This is a genomic window from Longitalea luteola (assembly GCF_017356035.1).
Lineage (GTDB): Bacteria > Bacteroidota > Bacteroidia > Chitinophagales > Chitinophagaceae > Niastella > Niastella luteola.
The window spans coordinates 127,010-145,050 of record NZ_JAFIQX010000015.1 but is presented as its reverse complement, the minus strand read 5'-3'; the positions used below and the strand labels follow the sequence as shown (position 1 = coordinate 145,050).

General features: G+C 46.1%; 18 protein-coding genes. 3 read left to right on the top strand and 15 right to left on the bottom strand.

The genetic code is table 11. From position 1 onward, the window contains the following. Nucleotides 1-18: 18 nt before the first annotated feature. The 10 genes from JUB15_RS26470 to JUB15_RS26425 form a co-directional block, all read right to left on the bottom strand. Nucleotides 19-2,418, bottom strand: coding sequence for a heavy metal translocating P-type ATPase (locus JUB15_RS26470; protein WP_207515678.1), 2,400 nt, complete (start codon nt 2,416-2,418; stop codon nt 19-21). A 104-nt stretch (nt 2,419-2,522) separates the two neighbouring features. Further along, entirely contained in the window at nt 2,523-3,581 is a 1,059-nt protein-coding gene (locus JUB15_RS26465; RefSeq protein WP_207515677.1) for a response regulator, read from the bottom strand. Between the two features lie 16 nt (nt 3,582-3,597). Continuing rightward, nucleotides 3,598-4,839, bottom strand: a complete 1,242-nt coding sequence (locus tag JUB15_RS26460; RefSeq protein WP_207515676.1) for a sensor histidine kinase — start codon at nt 4,837-4,839, stop codon at nt 3,598-3,600. Between the two features lie 75 nt (nt 4,840-4,914). Then, nucleotides 4,915-5,661, bottom strand: coding sequence for a DUF542 domain-containing protein (locus JUB15_RS26455; RefSeq protein WP_207515675.1), 747 nt, complete (start codon nt 5,659-5,661; stop codon nt 4,915-4,917). 90 nt (nt 5,662-5,751) lie between these two features. Beyond that, the gene (locus JUB15_RS26450) at nt 5,752-7,347 is read right to left on the bottom strand and encodes an MFS transporter (protein WP_207515674.1); all 1,596 of its coding nucleotides are present in this window, start codon (nt 7,345-7,347) and stop codon (nt 5,752-5,754) included. A 5-nt stretch (nt 7,348-7,352) separates the two neighbouring features. Then, nucleotides 7,353-8,402: an HlyD family secretion protein gene (locus tag JUB15_RS26445; protein ID WP_207515673.1), complete on the bottom strand. Its 1,050-nt coding sequence runs from the start codon at nt 8,400-8,402 to the stop codon at nt 7,353-7,355. Between the two features lie 11 nt (nt 8,403-8,413). Then, a complete protein-coding gene (locus JUB15_RS26440) occupies nt 8,414-9,760 on the bottom strand; it encodes a TolC family protein (protein WP_207515672.1) in 1,347 nt (448 codons plus the stop codon). A gap of 106 nt (nt 9,761-9,866) precedes the next feature. Beyond that, nucleotides 9,867-10,739 (bottom strand): helix-turn-helix domain-containing protein, encoded by an 873-nt coding sequence (locus tag JUB15_RS26435; RefSeq protein WP_207515671.1) that lies wholly within the window; start codon nt 10,737-10,739, stop codon nt 9,867-9,869. An 81-nt stretch (nt 10,740-10,820) separates the two neighbouring features. Next, nucleotides 10,821-11,012, bottom strand: coding sequence for a hypothetical protein (locus JUB15_RS26430; RefSeq protein WP_207515670.1), 192 nt, complete (start codon nt 11,010-11,012; stop codon nt 10,821-10,823). Nucleotides 11,013-11,122: 110 nt separating this feature from the next. Continuing rightward, nucleotides 11,123-11,380 carry a hypothetical protein gene (locus JUB15_RS26425; protein ID WP_207515669.1) on the bottom strand — a complete coding sequence of 86 codons (258 nt, stop codon included), beginning with the start codon at nt 11,378-11,380 and terminating at the stop codon, nt 11,123-11,125. Nucleotides 11,381-11,517: 137 nt separating this feature from the next. On the opposite strand from JUB15_RS26425, the gene JUB15_RS26420 reads away from it, so the two are divergent. Then, complete coding sequence (locus tag JUB15_RS26420; protein WP_207515668.1) at nt 11,518-11,781, top strand: hypothetical protein; 264 nt, start codon at nt 11,518-11,520, stop codon at nt 11,779-11,781. 30 nt (nt 11,782-11,811) lie between these two features. Here the strand turns inward: JUB15_RS26420 and JUB15_RS26415 are convergent, their stop codons facing one another. From JUB15_RS26415 to JUB15_RS26400, 4 genes are all read right to left on the bottom strand, one after another. Beyond that, nucleotides 11,812-12,627 (bottom strand): DUF481 domain-containing protein, encoded by an 816-nt coding sequence (locus JUB15_RS26415; RefSeq protein ID WP_207515667.1) that lies wholly within the window; start codon nt 12,625-12,627, stop codon nt 11,812-11,814. Beyond that, nucleotides 12,596-13,336, bottom strand: a complete 741-nt coding sequence (locus JUB15_RS26410) for a metallophosphoesterase family protein (RefSeq protein ID WP_207515666.1) — start codon at nt 13,334-13,336, stop codon at nt 12,596-12,598. Before JUB15_RS26410 ends, JUB15_RS26415 begins: the two co-directional genes overlap by 32 nt. Before the next feature lie 2 nt (nt 13,337-13,338). Then, on the bottom strand, nt 13,339-14,085 hold the full coding sequence (locus tag JUB15_RS26405) for a nucleotidyltransferase (protein ID WP_207515665.1): 747 nt from the start codon (nt 14,083-14,085) through the stop codon (nt 13,339-13,341). 79 nt (nt 14,086-14,164) lie between these two features. Beyond that, a complete protein-coding gene (locus JUB15_RS26400) occupies nt 14,165-14,950 on the bottom strand; it encodes a helix-turn-helix domain-containing protein (protein ID WP_207515664.1) in 786 nt (261 codons plus the stop codon). Nucleotides 14,951-15,260: 310 nt separating this feature from the next. Between JUB15_RS26400 and JUB15_RS26395 the strand changes: the two genes are divergently transcribed. Both JUB15_RS26395 and JUB15_RS26390 read left to right on the top strand, forming a co-directional pair. Continuing rightward, nucleotides 15,261-16,091, top strand: a complete 831-nt coding sequence (locus tag JUB15_RS26395) for an HlyD family secretion protein (protein ID WP_207515663.1) — start codon at nt 15,261-15,263, stop codon at nt 16,089-16,091. Next, entirely contained in the window at nt 16,084-17,673 is a 1,590-nt protein-coding gene (locus tag JUB15_RS26390) for an MFS transporter (protein WP_207515662.1), read from the top strand. The genes JUB15_RS26395 and JUB15_RS26390 overlap by 8 nt, the downstream gene beginning before the upstream one ends. Here JUB15_RS26390 and JUB15_RS26385 read toward each other — a convergent pair. Further along, nucleotides 17,670-18,020, bottom strand: coding sequence for a DUF6223 family protein (locus tag JUB15_RS26385; RefSeq protein WP_207515661.1), 351 nt, complete (start codon nt 18,018-18,020; stop codon nt 17,670-17,672). The genes JUB15_RS26390 and JUB15_RS26385 overlap by 4 nt on opposite strands. Nucleotides 18,021-18,041 lie beyond the last annotated feature (21 nt).

Here is an 18,041-nt window from a genome sequence, read left to right as displayed (position 1 = left end):
AGTGTGGCGCACCTGATCTTATAAGCGAAACAGGCGGGCTGCCACATTACTGGCGCCAAACGTTACCAGTAAAATACTAAGTGAACTGGCCGGCATCAGGATGGCCGCTACAAGCGGTGATAGCAGGCCCTGCACGGCAAAGCTGAGCCCTACGATATTATAGGCGATAGATAATATAAAACTGGCGATCACTATTTGTTTATTGATCTTGCACAGCCGGATGAATGTATGTAAATGCACCAGTTGACGGGCATCCATGATAGCATCACTGGCCGGCGTAAAATTGTTGCAGTTGTCGGTGATGGCAATGCCCACATGGCTTTGTTTCAGGGCGCCGGCATCATTCAATCCGTCGCCGATCATCATTACCTGTTCTCCTTTCTCCTGAAGATCCTTTATGTATTGTAATTTGTCAGCAGGTTGCTGATGGAACAACAGCGTTGCCTGTTTACCCATTAAACGTTGGAGCGTATCCTGTTCATGGGCGTTATCACCCGAAAGAACAGACAGTTTGTATTTTGCCAGTAAGGATCGCATCAATGGGGTTACTGATTCCCGGTAGTGATTGTGGATGGAAAAATGGCCGTACACTTTGTCATCGATGGCTACAAAGACCTCGGTGGTCTTGTTTTCTTCTCCGGTTATACCCATAATAAATTGTTTGGAACCCAGCGAGATCCGGACTTCACCCACCGAACCTTCAATGCCCTGGCCCGCAATTTCGCGGAATGCTGAAACGGGCAGGCGTTTTGTATTTGCCAGCCAGGTTGCCAGCGCTTTACTCAATGGATGGTTCGATTGCGCCGCCAGGCTGGCCACGGCGTTTTGCTGGTGCCCGCTTAATGTCAAACCTTCATAAACAATATCATGCTGGTTCGAGGCGGTCAGTGTGCCCGTTTTATCAAATACGATATGCGTAATGCCGGCGATAGCTTCAATGGTTTGGGCATTGCGTAAATACAGTTTATTGCGGCCCAATAACCGCAGGATATTTCCATTTGTGAAAGTATTCGAGAGCAACAGCGCACACGGACAAGCCACGATCAATACTGCCGTTATTACGTTCCATACTCTGGTGCTGTCTGTAAACAGCCAATAGGCGGCTGCTATAGCGGCGATGATAAATAATAGTAAGGTGAAGTACCGGCTCAGCAGGTGAACGAAGGAACCATTTTGGGGTGCTTTCTTCTTTTTAAAGGCATCGGCTGACCATAAGCGGGTGAGGTAGCTTTGCGCCACTTCTTTTATGACGAGTATTTCAATGGCGCCGCCGGTTTGTTTACCACCGGCATACACCATTTCGCCCATGTCTTTATTAACGGGCAACGATTCGCCCGTCACGAAACTGTAATCTATACACGCTTTACCGCGGGTGCAAATGCCGTCGGCCGGTATCAGTTCTTGGCTGTGGATCAACAAGGTGTCGCCGGCTTTAATGTCGGCCAGGGAAATGGGTGTTTCCTTTCCATCTTTCACCAGGGTGGCCGCCACCGGGAAATAGGAGGTGAAGTCCCGGTCGAATGACAATTGCTGGTAGGTCTTATCCTGTAATACGCGGCCCGTAAGCATAAAAAAAACAATGCCTGTCATGGAATCAAAATAGCCGGGGCCCGTGCCGCTGATCACTTCATACAGGCTGCGCGAAAAGGTAACGATGATGGCAAGTGCTATCGGCGCATCGATATTCAGGAATTTATGCCGCAGTCCTTTCCAGCCGCTTTCATAGAAGGGATAAGCGCTGTAAAAGAAAACGGGAAGGGCCAGTAATACATTCAGCCAACGGAAGATGCCCAGCAATTGCAGGTCGGCTGCCTCCAGGCCCAGGTATTCGGGAAAACTCAATAACATAATATTGGCGAAGCAAAATCCGGCTATCCCCAATTGACAGATAAGGGCCTTTTTAACGCCTGGTTTATGGTTTTGCAGGTCCTGTAAGCTGATATAAGGTTCGTAGCCAATGCTGGTTAACAGTTCTGCAATTCTTTGCAGTGAAATGGCCTTGTGATCGAAAACAAGGCTGACCTCTTTACGGGTGAAATTCACCGTGGCACTGATGATGGCCGGCTGCAAACGGTGCAGGTTTTCCAGGAGGTAGAGGCAGGAACTGCAATGGATCTGGGGCAGGTAAAAGGTGATATGCGTTTGTTCATCATTGTTGAAAGAGATCAGTTGCCGCTGAATGGCCGCATCTTCCAGGAAGGCGAATTTGTCTTTGCGCACCGGTATCCGCTGGTTTAAACCGGGATTCTCATTCAGGGTATAATAATCACACAACCCACTTTTGTTCAATAATTGATATACCATTTTACAGCCTTCACAGCAAAAATGTTTATCAGTTACGGTAATGGCGGTGATACAGGTTTCGCCACAATGGAAACAGGTGAGTTGTTCACCGATATTGGGGTGGGTGGAATGCATGACTGGTATTTTCGAAGTGCTAAAATAGCAGCCATGGTTTGCTGTACAGCTGATACGCCTCAATAAGATAACTGACTTCCGTCAGGTATGCGCCGGGGCGAGCATCAATACAATAAGTTCTTAAGTTTGTCGGGCTGGGTTATTCTTATTTTGCTATCCTTGATCTCTATTAATTTTTCCGATTTAAAATCGCTCAGGGTGCGAATGAGCGACTCCGTAGCCGTACCTACATACTGCGCGATATCCTCGCGTGAAATATCAAGGTGTTGCTGCTCCTGATCCTGTATGTTGAACTTCTGGTAAATATCTATTAGGGCCCTGGCCACGCGTTTGCGCAGGGAATCATAAGCCAGGTTCAGTAACCTCTCTTCTTTTTCCTTTACATCGCGGGAGATCAGTTTTATAAACTTGGTGGCGATATTCATGTCGCTGTATACCGCCTGTAAAAAATGATCTTTGGGAATGGAAATGACTTGTGCCTCTTCCAGTACTTCGGCTGTATCATCGTAATTAATGTCTTCCAGTAAAGTTACATGGCCTATATAATCGCCGGCGCTGTATAAATTAGTAATATACTCCTTGCCGTCTTCGTTCACCTTGAACGTTTTTATTTTACCTTGTTTAACATGGTACAGGTATTTGGGCCGTTTTCCCTCATTGTACAGGATCATTTTTTTGTTTAATTGCTCGCTTTCATATTGGTCAGGGTCAAGCGGCAAAAATCCACTGCCTTTCAGGTCTTTCATCAGATCATTGGCGCCTTTCTCTCCTGAAGGGTACTGCATTTTTATAATATCGACCTTCTTCAACCTTATTTCGATAGCATTCAGCAGCTCAATATCGTCAAATGGTTTACTGATATAATCATCAGCGCCCATTTCCATTCCTTTCCTGAAATCCCGGCGTTCGGCTTTTGCCGTGAGAAAGATGAAAGGAATATGTTCCGTGTCTGGATTCTTTTTCAACAGGTGTAATACACCATAGCCATCCAGCTCGGGCATCATTATGTCACACACAATGAGGTCGGGTTTTTGTTTCACCGCTGCTTCTACGCCCTTTTTACCGTTTTCCGCCGTAAAGGTGGTATATCCGGCCAGGCTTAATATTTCAGCTGTATTTTCCCTGATCTCCGTGTTATCGTCAATGACTAATATCGTTTTCATACTGCTGTTAGCTGTTTTATTGATGCTGCTCCAGTGCAGGTAGTTCAATGGTAATGGTGGTTCCTTTATCCAGTTTACTTTCGAGGCTGATCTTCCCCTGCAGCAAACCTACATAACGATGTACGATATGTAATCCCAGGCCGGTACCCTGGATATTGGTAGCGTTCCTTCCTCTGAAAAAGCTCACAAACATATGTTGCTGGTCGTCTTCTGAAATGCCAATGCCTTCATCTTTTACCAGTAAGCTGAGTTTGCTGTTTTTAAGATCGGCGTTTACCCAAACAGATGATCCTTCCCCCGAAAATTTAATAGCGTTGCTGAGCAGGTTGATCAGGATGTTCTTTAATAATTTTTTATCTGTCACAAACAATCCTTCGCTCTGGCAGGTAACATGAATTTGCTGGTCTTTCTTTATGATCGTTTTCATTTCCTCCGTCACTTCTTCGAGGAACTCTTTCAGGTCTATTTGTTCAGTTGTCACCTGTACCTTGCCTTCTTCCAGTTTTCCCAGCGAAAGAAAGTCTTCCAACAGATCGTTGAGGTGTTTCACCGCATCTTTTATTCGCTTGAGATGCCGTTCTCTTTTATCCTGGTCTTCCGGTTGCGTGTATTTCGATGCCAGGGCTGCTGATGACAGCACCGTACTCAGGGGTGTCCGGAATTCATGGGACGCCATGGAAACAAAGCGCGACTTTATTTCATTCAGCTCTTTTTCTTTATCAAGGGCTTCACTCAAACTGCGCTGTGATTTTTCCAGTTCCTGCAATGCTTCTTTCAGGATCATGGTCCTTTCCTCTACCTTGCTCTCCAGCTCGGCATTCAGCTTCCGCATATCGGTTGTCATCTGCTCCAGCTGCTTTTGTTGCGTCTGGATACTCTCCTCGATCTTTTTGCGGTGGGTGATATCAACGATAAATGCGATCACAAACAGTTCTTCGTCCCGTTTGTAAAAACTGAGGCTTACTTCCACGGGAATTTCCATGCCATCTTTTCGCCTTCCGTACAGGTCGCGGCCATGGCCCATTACCCGGTGCTGGGGCTGCTCGTAAAAACCGGCCCTCAATTCCTTGTGGTGTTTGCTGAACCGTTCGGGGATCAATACTTCTATGAGGCTGCCGATGATCTCGTTCTCCGTATAGCCAAATGTCCTTTGCGCAGCGGGATTAATAAGTATGATCTTCCCTTCTCCATTGGTAAGAATTATACCTTCTGTAGCATGCTCAAATAAGGAAGTAAGATGCGTGGCATCGATATTCATGGTAATTGGCGTCTATAACGCTTTAAGTTACTCAATAGAGCGAACATACAAAAAAATGATGACCCGGCAGCGGTACTAGTACTGAAGGAGCTTCTTTTCCATATCAATGGCCCGGGGAAAAAGAATGTTATTCTCCAGGTGTATATGCTGCCGGAGATCGTTCTCTATTTCGAGTAATTTGAAATACATTACCCTGTGATTGGTGCAGGCGTCAGGTGGCGGGGTGTATTGACCGGTCAGCTGTCTCATTGCCCTGAGTATTTTATGGATCGATTCGTGCTCGTGGTGCATTACCGTTTCAACCGGCTTACGCAGGGTGCGAACCAGCAGGCCTGCATACGATTCTTTATGGTCATACGCATGGGCAATTTGCCGGATATAAGGAAAAATGATCTCTTCTTCATGTACCATATGAGGCAGCATGTCAGTTAAAAGATCATTAAATACCACCTCCAATGCGGTAAGTTCAGGATATTTTCTGCGGTGGCCATTCGCAAATTTTGCTAACTGCTCTTTTGTATCAGGCAGGGCTTTTTTCAAATAGACATGGTGAATATTGATAATGTAATCAATGAGAAAATCAATGTCCCATGTTTCAAACGGTATGGTATACGGGATGGAGATCGTTTGCGTTGATTGCTCCAGTTCTTTTACCACCGCTGCAAGATCGAGGTTCTTCGACTCGCAGACCATTTTCAGCGGCCATTTGCCGCCGCAGCAATATTCAATACCATATTTCCGGAATACCTCGGCCGTTCGATAATCATTGGTTACGATGTCCGAAACAAATGAAAACGGACTTATCTTGCTTCCTGTGTTCATTATTTAATTAAATCTTAAGTCAGGCGCAAAATAAAGTATGGTCATTCGCCATCGACTGATTTTCGTCAGGTGGTTTCATGATTAAATTCATTATGGAGCGGTGGGGGCGTTGGTCGTATCGGCCGCCTTAAACAGATTAATTATCGCAAATATCAGGAGTACGATGACAATAATAGCCATCAATAAGGCAGCCAGGAGGAAAATAGCCCTGAATGTCAATAACTGGCTTTGAATGCCGGATGATCTCGCAATCAGCATATTCGAAATACCGGTAGCTGCATCCGCCGTGTATCCCTTTGATACAAGCAGGCCTTTGTAAAGCTCCAGTCTTTGCAAAAGAAGGTCATTGCCCGGGATCAGCCTGGCCAGGAAACCCAATTTGAACTGTTGGTTATAATTCAGTTGAAGCATATAGAAGCCGGCTATAGAGTTGAGCACTGCAATAAAGCGGGCATACGTGCAGATAATTATTCCGGTCAATCCGGTGTTGGGAGGCGCTGCTGCCATACAGAAGACAGTTAAGGGAACAAATAGTAATCCGCAGCCAAATCCCTGCAGGAACACAGGGATCCTCAGTTCGTTGACCGACAGGTCGGGTGTAAGGTACAGGTATACCCATAAATGGTAAAAGAACAAAACTGCAAACCCGGCTAATAACAGTTTTGGCAGATTTTGTTTGTTTGCCTGAATAAGTTTTACGGCAATGAATGTTGCTATTATTACGCCTGCTATATTGTACAGTCCTGCATTTACTATGTCTGCTGCGCTCCAGCCGAGTACGCCGGCTGAATAACCATAGACCAGGTTTATGGTATCCTTGATGCCCCAGAACAGCACCATGAGCACAATGGCAAATATAAATTTGCCTGATCTGAAAACGCGCAGGTCGATCAATGGCCTTTTGAGCGCTGTTTGCCTGATCAGGAAAAGCGCCAGGAGCGTGATAGCTGTTATTGCGGTAAACCGGATGGCAGGATCGTCCATCCAGTAACGTTTCGGTCCATAGATCATTACAAATGCGATGCCGGCCGCGCCGAACATAAATAAGATACACCCGGTCCAGTCTATTTGATATAAAGGGTAAGGCCTTACAGCAGTCCTGGTATTGAAGATAAAGAGGCAGAGCAGAATAGCCACTACTTGCAGGCCGATCAGTGCATAGAATAATGCCGTCCAGTCTGTTTGCAGCACCACCCGGGATGCGCCTATACCAATGATGAGCCCGCAGGTAAGGATCAGCGAAAAAAATAGAGAAACGCCTACCAGCATTCTTTTGGATGCAGCAAGGGTGGAGAAAATTGCCATGAGCATACAGCCTGCAATGATACAGGTAACTACACCAGTCAGAAAGCGCAATATCGAGAACAAAACGAGGTCGTGTATGTATGCGCTGATCATATTTAACAGTATCCCGGCAAGAAAGGCTGTTAACAGATAAGAGCGGGTATTGAAGTATCTTACCAGCCGGAACTGTACGGGCAACGTGGTGATGATCCCTGCATAAGGGATCTGTAAGGCAAAAGAAATATCTTCCGGTTGTGCGCCATAGAATGACAATACATGCGCCTGAATAAAACCAAAAGAAGCAAATTGGGAAATCGCCGCAAACAATATAACGATCAGCAAAACCCGCACAAGACCCGGGTACCGGCTGAGGCGGTCATTAAAGTAAATGGTAGGCAGCATGTTTTCTACTTTTTAGCTGTTTTTACGGTAACTTTTACATTCATTCCCGCTTTGAGTGCTGACAGGTCGCCCTTATCGAAAATTATTTTAACGGGAACACGTTGAATGATCTTTACAAAGTTGCCGGTTGAATTATCAGCAGGCAGCAACGAAAATTTTGAGCCGGTAGAAGCGGATATGGCTTCAATTTTTCCGGAATATGTTTTTCCGGGGATCGCATCTGCTTCAATTTGTACAGGCTGTCCTGCATACATGCCGTTCACCTGTGTTTCTTTAAAGTTGGCGATAACCCATTTGTCATTGGTATTTACAACGGATACCAGTGGTTGTCCTGCCTGTACCTGCTGGCCTTCCAGAATGGTCTTTCTTCCGGTAAAACCATTGTAAGGCGAAGTGATCACCGTATAGCCCAGGTTGAGTTTGGCCAGATCGAGCAATGCCGCTGCACGTTTACGGGCGGCAAACAGCGAGTTGTATTTAGCTTGTAATTCCTGCACTTTGCTGTCACCGGTCTTTAAACTATTAATGGCGGCATTGTAATCACTTTTGGAAACTTCATATCTTGTTTGCACCTGTTCAAAATCGGCTAATGTAACGGCATCCGCTTTCAGCAGGTTAGTGAATCTTTTTACATCCTGTTCCTGCTGCCAGAGTCTTGCTTTGGCCGAATTGATCTGGTCGCGGTTAATCAACGTAGCTGTTTTAACGGATCGGATAGCAGCGTCGAGTATTTGCTGTTGCGCCCTGGTGTCTTCGAGCATGGATTCGGCTTCCTTTACTTTCTGAACATACTCCCGGTCGTCCAGGATCACCAGGGTATCGCCCTGCTTTACCTGCTGGTGCTCTTCAAACAACACCTTCTTTATAAAACCGCCGGCCCTGGCAGAAACCGGATTGATAAAAGACTCTACCTGTGCATCATTCGTATCTTCATAATACTTTGTATAGATGATATATTTTATAAAATAAATGAGCGCGATAACGATGACCACCAGGGCTATTCCCACGGTAAGCCAGTTCATAAAACCACGTTTGGGTTTCTTTTTATTTTCCATGTTTTTATGCTTTAAAGTTTTCCGAGTGTAAAAAGTAAGCGATAATAAATTGACAGGGCGGCGATATTCGCCTGGATATAATTGAACCTGGATTCATGGTACAGGTTATCGGCTTCCAGGAGGTCGGTCAACAGGGTGAGTTGATTCAAATATTTTGTGTTTTGGATATTATAATTTGTTTCAGTCTGCTCTATGGATTTTTTGATGACATGCATGCGGTTGACCGCTTCATAATATTTTATGGCCAATGCCCTGGCCTCCTGTTGCACATTGTCTTCCAGCCAGTCTTTCTGTTCTTTCAGTGCTGTTTCTCTCAGGCGTGAAGATCTGATCTTGTTCTTATTCTGATATAGCGATGATATTTCGTAGGTGAATCTCACGCCAACAACACCTACCGCAAATGTTTGCGGCACCGGCGGAAATACAAGGGTGTTTGGATAATTGAATCCATATCCGCCGAACAAGGTTGCTGTGGGGAGATTGAATGATCGGGCCAGCTTTGTTCGGTTTTCCTGCAGCTCGATATGTTTGCGTGCTTTTACAACAGACCAGGCGCCAGAATGATCTTTCAGCAAACTTTCCACTTCCAGGCTGTCGGCCAGCAGCAATGAAGTGGTGTCGGCCGGGATGATCGTTGTATGCTCGTCCAGGTTCAGCAGCGTATTTAATTTTTGATTGCTGATACGGTAATCGTTCCGATTGGCGGTTTCATGTAACAGAACGTTGGACAGTAGCACATCGGCCCTTAGTACATCGCTTTTGGTTACTTTGCCATTCGCATAAAAAGCGTTGATGTTTTTTGAACGCGTTTCCGCTCTCGTTACCTGGTCTTTTATTAAGTGATCCTGAAAATAAAACTTCACCATGTCCAGGTATTGAAGCGCCACCTGTAATCCAATGGCTGCTTCCTGTTCTTTCGTATTCAAGCAGGCCAGTTCATTTTTATGTTCCAGGTCCCTGATCACTGCTTTCTGCCGGCCGCCTGCATACAAATTGAATGCGGCTTCCACGCCCAAAGCGCCGGCATTCGCATTCGGTGGTTTCCGTATCCTGCGCGAATCGCCCAGTACATCTTCGTATAAAGTTACTTTGGTATACCGCTGGTAAGCGGCATTACTGTGAATGCGTGGAAATACGCCCATCTTCGCATCTTCCACATCTGATCGTGTAGCGCTTTCTTCCGTGTTCATCACTTTTACCAATTGGTTTGATGCTTTTGCATGACGGATGGCTTCCTGTAAGGAAAGGGTAAGCGATAAACCTGCTTCGGTCTGCCCTTTTAGGCTGGCTGCCGTTACTTCGAAGAGCAGTAGATAAATGCCAGCCTTCCATATATTTTTCACGTTGACTAGTCTCATAATTTTATAAGTAGCTGTTTTCAATATTTTCCGTTCGAGACAATAGATAGCCTGCCCCGGGTTTCAACCGCGGTGAATGTGCCTGGGCGTTGTTGTTAGTAGGAACTTAGGTTTGAAGTGTTTTGAAATTATGCCTGAAGCGGCCAGGCGAAACATCAGCCAGTTTGGTGAAGATCCGGTTGAAATATTTGGGGTCGTCATAACCCAGGTAAGTAGAGATCTCCTTTTGGCTGAGGTCGGTATAGCAGAGCAGTCGTTGCGCTTCTCTAAGCATTTCCTGCTGAATGAAATAAGAGGCGGTAAAACCCGTCACCGATTTTATTGTGTCATTCAGGTAGCTGGTAGTGAAGCTCATCAAACCCGCATATTCACTCGGCTTCTTCAATTGCCGGTAATTCTTTCTGACCAGCCGTTTAAAATTTATGGTAAGCTCGATGCTTCGTTGGGAGTGTTTTCCTGATACGAATTCCGTAGTTGACTGAAAGGCGGCGGCTATTTTATAAATACAGGGCGTTGTAAATGTATTGACCGCTGATTTATGAAGACTGCCAAATGAATGATCATTGTAGGTTTGAAACAGCAGCTCAAAATACCGGGTAAACCAGTCCAGGTGTGATTTGGATAATAATAACAGCGGTCCCTTATGCAGGGAATCCTCGATCATTGATCTTGCGTGTTCCTCTACCAGTTTATTGTCCAGGAATAATATCCAACCTTTGCTTTTATTATTAAACTTAACCACACGCTGGATCTGTCCCGGTATAAGAAAAGCAAGCTTCTGCCCGGTAATTTGCACTTCTTTGAAATCGACTATCAGTTCCACCTTGCCCGAGATCAGGAACAGGCAGATGTAATGATCATTACGATGTAATTTACTGACGTCGTTTATGAGTGCTGATATAAAGGCGTCGTTAATTCGTTCGATACGAACGCCGGATATATTTTCTTTTAATTGCCAGATGGGTATGTTGCTTTTCATCCTGCTCTGATTACATCACAAAATTACCCATCTCCATGCCCGAATTATCCTATTTTTCACGGCATTTGGTGGACAAATCACTTATTTCACGTTGCCACCCCTGGTCTTGCCAGGATCGCCGGGCTTTACTTTGCCAAAACGGTAATTGAAGGATAATATGATACGCCTGGTAAAGATCCAGGATTCCTGCAACTGATAAAATGCCGGACCGTCGGCTTCTGTAAAAGAGCGCCTTTGAGGAGGAAAAAGGTTGTTTGCCGACAGGCTTATCATTGCTTTCCTGTCCTTTGCAAATCATGGCATGCATATAATATACTATCCTGGCCATCGGTTTGTACTTTTGTCCAGCATTCACAGCATTCACATTGGAGATGGCTCTCTCTTTAGCTTTTCTCTTCCGAAGGCCCGTTAATGGTTTTGTCCTCGGCATGTGGTTCACCCCGCAAAACAGCATCGTTGTTCACCTGGCCATCCATTGGCACATCGGTGTCAGCCTTGCTGCTGACAATTTCTTCCGGTTCCATGTCAGAATCGGAAGTTGCTGTTTTCCCGGGGATATCATGCTTGTTGCCGGCGTCCTTTTCAGCCGCCTTTTCAGCCTCTCCGGTTAATTTTTCCGGGTTTTTCTTTTTGGTATCCATAGCCAAAAATTTAAAGGTCCCTTAACCAGAAAATGCAATTTTCAAGCCTGTGGAATTATTGATAAAACATTGAAAATTATGGCCCCTATGGCATAATATTTTTATTTATTTTTTAAATAAAAACAAAAGGAGGGCGTATGGAAGGGTGGAGAATTTTTCAATCCTGTGATCTCAGGGGAAGTTATAAAAAAGAAGAATTTATTCATTTGGTGAGCCAGATGCCGCAGGAACAGTTCAATAAGTTTTGCAGCGAATACTGGGCCTTACTCCATTTTTACGATTCCCATGTAAATACGTATTGTACCAGTGACAAAGATATTGTTGATAAATATCCCAGGGCATTCAGGCGGCTGGCTCCTATTGAAGGTGACCTGGCGCGGCAATTTGAAAAGATCTTTTAATGGATGATCAATACTGAGTTATGGGCCGGGCTAAAAGTACCTTTCCAGCATCAGCCCATAACTCAGTAATAAATTCTCTGTTGATGTAATGTTCTGCCTGTTGTAATTAAATGCAGTGGTGAAGTTCAGCCATTTGTACAGCTTGAGCGAAACACTGGTATTCAGTTTCAGGATATAATCTCCCGCTTCTGACAAAGCAGGCTGAAAAAAGTTTACCCCGTCGATGGTGACAATATCTTTGATTATGAAACGGTATTTCAGGCGCAGGGAGTTACGAACGGTCTGGTAGCTGGTTCGCCCGTTTTTGTCGGGTACACTCAGATCGGCCGTTTCAAAAAGAAAGCCGTCGCTTATTTCCAGGTTCGTTTTTTCACTGTTTATAAAAGAGTATCCCACTCCTGCGCCGGCCTGGAACCGGCTGTCGACCTTTAAGGAAAAACTTTTCTCAAAGCCGGTAAGTCCCCAGTAATAAAATTTTTGTACGCCCTTCAGGATATCGAGATTAAGTATAGCCAGCACATCGTCATTTGTTTTTAAGGCAGGGTTGCGGCCATAAACATGACTGGCCATACTGTTGATGGAAAATTTCTTTTTATCTGCCTGGAACCGAAGCGAATTATTAAGCAGGTAAGTGGTACCGGTATTCGTTCTGTTCAAATTACCTGTTCCCGAAAAATTAATGTAATAATTAACGGTATCACTGAATTGGGCAAGCGCTGTTCGTTGAGCCATGCACAGGCTTGCCAGCAACAAAGTACATGTTACGGTCTTCCTCATGGGCAAATATACCAGGTTCAGCCATTCGTGCAGTGCCTCAGATCTCATACAGGAAATAAGGATGCTCATAGCCCGATTTTTTCAGAACATGGCGGGCTACATTAAAGACTTTCACTTTACCACCGATGTTCCCTTCCAGCACCCCTATATGTGCATGCCCATGGAAAACTACTTCTACATTGCGCCGCGATAATGGCTCGGCAAGCCTGGAGGATCCTAAAAACGGGAATATCTGCTCGGGTTCGCCCTTAACAGTTTCCTGAACGGGTGAATAATGCAGCAGGGCTATTTTTTTAATGTTGTTGTGCTCCTGGTCGAGGCGTGCCAATGCGCGGTCGAGGTGCAAAGCTTCTTCTACGGCTTCCTGAACAAAAGATTTCATAGCGCCTTCGCCAAACATCGACAGCATATGATTATCGAAACCGCCGCCAAAGCCTTTCACCCCTGCAAAGCCAATACCGGCAACTACCACCGCTTCACCATCGAGGATATGTACATTGGGATGGTTCTGTACGATCTGCCTGATCAGCTTATGGCGGCTTTTTTCATGGTCATGGTTTCCGAGCACGCCAACCACGGGGATCGTACAGGCTTTCAATTCTTCTACCAGGATATGTGCTTCCGATTCATCGCCCGTATCGGTGAGGTCGCCACAAATAGCAAGCACATCTGCATGCTTCGACACGTCGTTAAAGAAATCGACCCATTTGCCTTTGTCCGTATCACGAATGTGAAGATCGGCAATAGCGGCAACGCGTGTTTTGTTTTCACTGGTCATAATTAAACAGTTTTAATGGTGCACGTTTTATAGCCCCAATCCTTAATGTCGATCTCGTATTGCGTTTGATCGATCACGGGGCCTCTGCATACTCTTTCCATGGGCGCGGGTAGATCATACTGTTCTGCTGCTCTTGTGAGCAGTTCATCAAAAAGCCATTTGGGAATTATCTCATGGAACTCTGATGGGTAAACAAACTGGAAGGAGAGGAGCTGCATCAGTAAAAGGTGCCAGTGCTGGTCCATTTTGCGGGAGAGTCTTTTCCAGTCGAAATTTTTTCCCTGTTTCAGCAACAGGTGGTTGATATCAGCAGCATCGTATCTTTCGCGGTTTTGGACATACAACTTACACCACACCAGGTCTACCGGCGATAATATGTTAATATGATAACCCAGGAAATCCGCCTGGTGCGCATGTTGCAGCCATTCATCATCAACGCGGCAGATGTTATTGGCAGTATCGAAAATGATATCGAGAAAATAGTCTCCTTTAAAAACTTTGGCGAGCCAGCGGATATCTGTGAGCTCTGTACGATATCCTTTTGAGCCGAAAAATTTCAGGATCTTTGGGTACTCGCTGGCCGGACAAAATACATCCAGGTCCTTTGTATCTCTGTAGATACCTGTATGATGAAAGATCGCAAAAGCGCCCCCGAGCATATACCGGGCTTTACATTCCTCCAGCAGCTGAAGGGCTTCCCGGTAAAAATCGAGCGCTTCTTTATTCCCCTGTGTACTTAATGTAGTCATGGCTTATTTTTAGCAAAATTGCTGCCTGCCTTTGGCCATGATCGTAGTTCCCCGTAATGGGGAATGGCAGATGTATTGATTAGTACCGCCGGAAATCGGAAGGCCGCGCATGCGTGAACTCCTGGAAGGCATCACTGAATGAACTCAGGGTAACATAACCTACTTCATAAGCTATTTCACCGATCGGGCGCTGCGTTTTCACGAGTATTTCAATGGCTTTTACCATTCTGATGGTTTTAAGATATTGCAGAAAGGTCATCTGGATGTTTGACTGAAACAAACGCGACAGGGTTCGCTCGCTGATATTGAAATGACTGCTTACGCTTTTTACGGTAAGGCGTTCCGCGATATTTTTCTCGAGGTATTTAATGATCCGTTGCATCTGCTCATTATCGGTAGTAGGCAAAATAATAGGCAGTGCCTTATTGTTGAACTGTGGCAGAATATTCTTCAGGGCTACCAGAAACTCAAAATTCTCATCCTTCCGGCTTACATGCCTGCCATCCCATCGCTCGGTATAATTGATCATCTGGATCAACAGCTCAGTGGCGGGATAGATGCCCAGCTTAGTGTAGAAAGGGTTAGAGGCGTCGTCATGGGCATAGAAGTAGAGGGAGCGCAGCACAGTGGCAGAATAGCCGATCCGCAGAATATGCTCAAGGCCCTTTGGTATCCAGAAATAATGTTTTGCCGGTACTACATAAGTGCGGTTCTCACAGGTGATATAGGCAATGCCGCCTTCCACATAGCTCAATTGTCCTTTGGAATGTTTATGCAGCGGGATCAGTTTTTCGCTTTTTTCGTGCATTACGAACACGCTTTCTTTCTGCTTTTCTATCTCTGGCAGGGAAGCTATTAATCCCATATTCTTTATTCGGAAAATTGATGTTACTCCAATTCCGTAAAGATACTTCGGTTTTTAGTAAGAAGTATGAAGCAGGAAGTAAGATGTAAGAAAAACCCTTATTTCAACCTTGATACTTCGTATCTCATACCTCGTACTTCATACCTCGTACTTCGTACTTCTGAATTTCAAGCCCTCCGCGACAGTGGGAATGATATGAATAAAGAAGGCTTTTGGCCGTAATGACGAAAATGTTGGCTTATTTAGGGAAACAAAACAGCCGGCCGCCTGATATTTTTGCGTGCGCGTTGCTTGCCCTCTCTAAACAGCCATGAAAAAGAAATACACCGTTACAGACAGGCTTATTACCAGGATCACAGGATGGATGTCGGCGACGATCATTGCAGCATTGGCCATCTGGGGCATCATTACCCTCTGGGGTTATTACCATTACGTGCAAACCAATGATGCACAGGTCGAGGAATATATAAACCCCGTGATCTCCCGGGCCGGCGGCTTTATTACGGCCGTTCACTTCGAGGACAACCAGTACGTGTCAAAAGGCGATACCCTGTTGATCATCGATAATCGCGAGTACTTACTGCAGCAACAGGAAACAGAAGCAGCCATTCAGAAAGCAAATGCCCAGTTACAGTTGCTCGGCAATAAAGCAGAAAAGGCAATTGTGATCGCCGAAATAGCCCGGTTAAATGCCCAGCTGAACAGGCACAGGCTGGATGTTAGTTATACGGTCATCAGGGCCCCGTATAATGGCCGCATGGGCAAAAGGACGGTAGAAGCAGGACAAATGATCAATGCGGGTGAACCGCTTGCCTTCATCGTAAACGATGAAACGGATAAATGGGTGGTGGCTAATTTCAAGGAAACACAGGTGGCGCACATGCATACCGGTGATTCGGTAAAAGTGATTGCAGATGCCTATCCCGGCCGGCCTTTCAAAGGAACGATCATTTCCATTTCGCCGGCTACGGGTTCCAGGTTTTCGCTGCTGCCGCCCGATAACGCTTCCGGGAACTTTGTAAAGATCGTTCAACGTATTCCCGTGCGCATCCGCATCCACGGGAACAATAAAGAGCTCGATATCCTCAAAGCAGGCATGAACGTGAACGTTTATGTGCCCAAAAACCAACGTCATGGATAACGCCATTCCTGTCTTCAGGAAATGGGCGCCCGAATGGTTGATCAGGATCAGCCTGTTCCTTGTATTGCTGCCCAGTATTGTGCTTTTCTTTTTACCACTGGCCAATATCAATGCCGCGGCAGGCCATTATGGCGCTGCACCGGCAGACATCCAGTTTGCGGTGATCTTGTTCTATGCCGGTTATGTGGGCTTTTACAGCCTCGAACACCGGTTCTTTGCTTATCTGGCCTGCAAGGAATATTTTATCCTGCTTATGTCCCTGCAAATGATGTGCAGCTTCCTGTGTTATCAAACCCATGAACTGCGGGTGTTGCTGCCCGTGCGATTCCTCCAGGGTCTCATATTCTGCAGCACGGTGAGCCTTTCCCTCTCGCTGATGTTTACCCGCCTGCGCAGCGAACGCGCCCGGGAAGTAAGTTTTTCGGTATTCTTCGGTCTGTTATTATGTGCTATCCCTTTCAATAATCTCGTAACAGCCGACCTCATTGATTCCTCCAATTACAATATTGTTTATAAAGCCGCCCTCTTCTCTTTTGTGCCCTGCCTCATCCTGCTGTTACTTATTATGAACAATGTGCGGCTCAAAGCCCGGTTCCCCCTGCATAAGCTCGACTGGCAGAGTTTTGTTCTTTATACGCTCATGCTTTGCCTCACCGGGTATATCCTGGTGTATGGCCAGAAATATTACTGGTTGGAAGACCATCGAATACAGTACAGCATGATTGCGATCGTTCTGCTTTTAATAATATACCTGTTCCGCCAGAAAAGCATGAAACGGCCTTATGTAAACCTGCAAATATTCAGGTACCGGAATTTTTGGGTAGGACTTTTTGTGTTATTCGTAATGTACATCTGCCGGTTTGCAGCAGGTGTTGCCAGCAGTTTCCTTGCCGGTGTTCTGCGCTTCGACCCGAGGCATGTTTCTTATATCAACCTGTTCAATCTGGCCGGACTGGTAACCGGGGTCATCATCGCCTGCTGTATGATCCTGCAAAAAAAGCCGATCAGGTATATCTGGCTGCCGGGATTTATCCTGCTGCTGGCTTTCCAGGTTGCTATGTTCTTTTTGTTCAGCGGGCAGGCCAACGAAAGCCATTATTTCATCCCGCTTTTTATGCAGGGGCTGGGTGTTGGAATGATCATGGTGCCTACCATCGTTTTTACGATTGCTTCGGTGCCCGTTTCCATGGGACCGTCCGCCGCAGCTATGTCCCTGGCCATTCGATACATGGGCTTTTCGGTGAGCATTGCGCTCATTAATTACTTTGAACTGTTCGGCAAAAGCAATCATTACAATGCTTTCCTCGACCACCTCACCAAACTCGACCTGGTGCTAAGGAAAAACATGCAACTACAGGCGCAGCAGCTGGCAGATAGAGGTATGGCGCCGGGGGCGGCTGCCAGGGCTTCCAGCAAATTGCTGGTTGACGGCATGAACAGGCAGGCGCAACTACGGTTTGCAATGGACTATTTTGAGCTGCTGTCATGGCTAATCGTAGGCATGCTGTTACTGATCGCTTTTTTCCCTTACCTGAACAAAACAGTGGTGTATTTAAGATCGAGGTGGCTGGCGCCGGTTTAGTCCCTGGCCATTCGCCGAAAACGGGCCAATGCCAGCCAACTGATCACTACGCCGATCAGCGAGAACAGCAGCGCTACGATGGCGCCCAACCGACCCGAACCTGTGCCGATAGCGCCGGTAGCACGCGCCAGGTGCAGTCCGCTGAAGACGATGCCCATCAATGCCAGTATTATGGCAGCAATGGCCATGGCGCGGCCGGAAGGGCTATTGCGTTTAACGCGAGCCAGCGCCATACAACCAAACACCACACTGATCAATCCCATCACCGCCGGCAGCAGGGCGGCCGCCCGGCCCGGTGTAATTCCGCTAACCTGCAAGAGCATGTCCATCTGAAGCAAAGTTTGCATATTCATACGTATTGTCTTTAG

Excerpts from the sequence above, each read along its gene's own strand:
- JUB15_RS26470 (WP_207515678.1), bottom strand. The coding sequence starts at position 2,418 with ATGCATTCCACCCACCCCAATATCGGTGAACAACTCACCTGTTTCCAT.
- JUB15_RS26465 (WP_207515677.1), bottom strand. The coding sequence starts at position 3,581 with ATGAAAACGATATTAGTCATTGACGATAACACGGAGATCAGGGAAAAT.
- JUB15_RS26460 (WP_207515676.1), bottom strand. The coding sequence starts at position 4,839 with ATGAATATCGATGCCACGCATCTTACTTCCTTATTTGAGCATGCTACA.
- JUB15_RS26455 (WP_207515675.1), bottom strand. The coding sequence starts at position 5,661 with ATGAACACAGGAAGCAAGATAAGTCCGTTTTCATTTGTTTCGGACATC.
- JUB15_RS26450 (WP_207515674.1), bottom strand. The coding sequence starts at position 7,347 with ATGCTGCCTACCATTTACTTTAATGACCGCCTCAGCCGGTACCCGGGT.
- JUB15_RS26445 (WP_207515673.1), bottom strand. The coding sequence starts at position 8,402 with ATGGAAAATAAAAAGAAACCCAAACGTGGTTTTATGAACTGGCTTACC.
- JUB15_RS26440 (WP_207515672.1), bottom strand. The coding sequence starts at position 9,760 with ATGAGACTAGTCAACGTGAAAAATATATGGAAGGCTGGCATTTATCTA.
- JUB15_RS26435 (WP_207515671.1), bottom strand. The coding sequence starts at position 10,739 with ATGAAAAGCAACATACCCATCTGGCAATTAAAAGAAAATATATCCGGC.
- JUB15_RS26430 (WP_207515670.1), bottom strand. The coding sequence starts at position 11,012 with ATGATAAGCCTGTCGGCAAACAACCTTTTTCCTCCTCAAAGGCGCTCT.
- JUB15_RS26425 (WP_207515669.1), bottom strand. The coding sequence starts at position 11,380 with ATGGATACCAAAAAGAAAAACCCGGAAAAATTAACCGGAGAGGCTGAA.
- JUB15_RS26420 (WP_207515668.1), top strand. The coding sequence starts at position 11,518 with ATGGAAGGGTGGAGAATTTTTCAATCCTGTGATCTCAGGGGAAGTTAT.
- JUB15_RS26415 (WP_207515667.1), bottom strand. The coding sequence starts at position 12,627 with ATGAGCATCCTTATTTCCTGTATGAGATCTGAGGCACTGCACGAATGG.
- JUB15_RS26410 (WP_207515666.1), bottom strand. The coding sequence starts at position 13,336 with ATGACCAGTGAAAACAAAACACGCGTTGCCGCTATTGCCGATCTTCAC.
- JUB15_RS26405 (WP_207515665.1), bottom strand. The coding sequence starts at position 14,085 with ATGACTACATTAAGTACACAGGGGAATAAAGAAGCGCTCGATTTTTAC.
- JUB15_RS26400 (WP_207515664.1), bottom strand. The coding sequence starts at position 14,950 with ATGGGATTAATAGCTTCCCTGCCAGAGATAGAAAAGCAGAAAGAAAGC.
- JUB15_RS26395 (WP_207515663.1), top strand. The coding sequence starts at position 15,261 with ATGAAAAAGAAATACACCGTTACAGACAGGCTTATTACCAGGATCACA.
- JUB15_RS26390 (WP_207515662.1), top strand. The coding sequence starts at position 16,084 with ATGGATAACGCCATTCCTGTCTTCAGGAAATGGGCGCCCGAATGGTTG.
- JUB15_RS26385 (WP_207515661.1), bottom strand. The coding sequence starts at position 18,020 with ATGCAAACTTTGCTTCAGATGGACATGCTCTTGCAGGTTAGCGGAATT.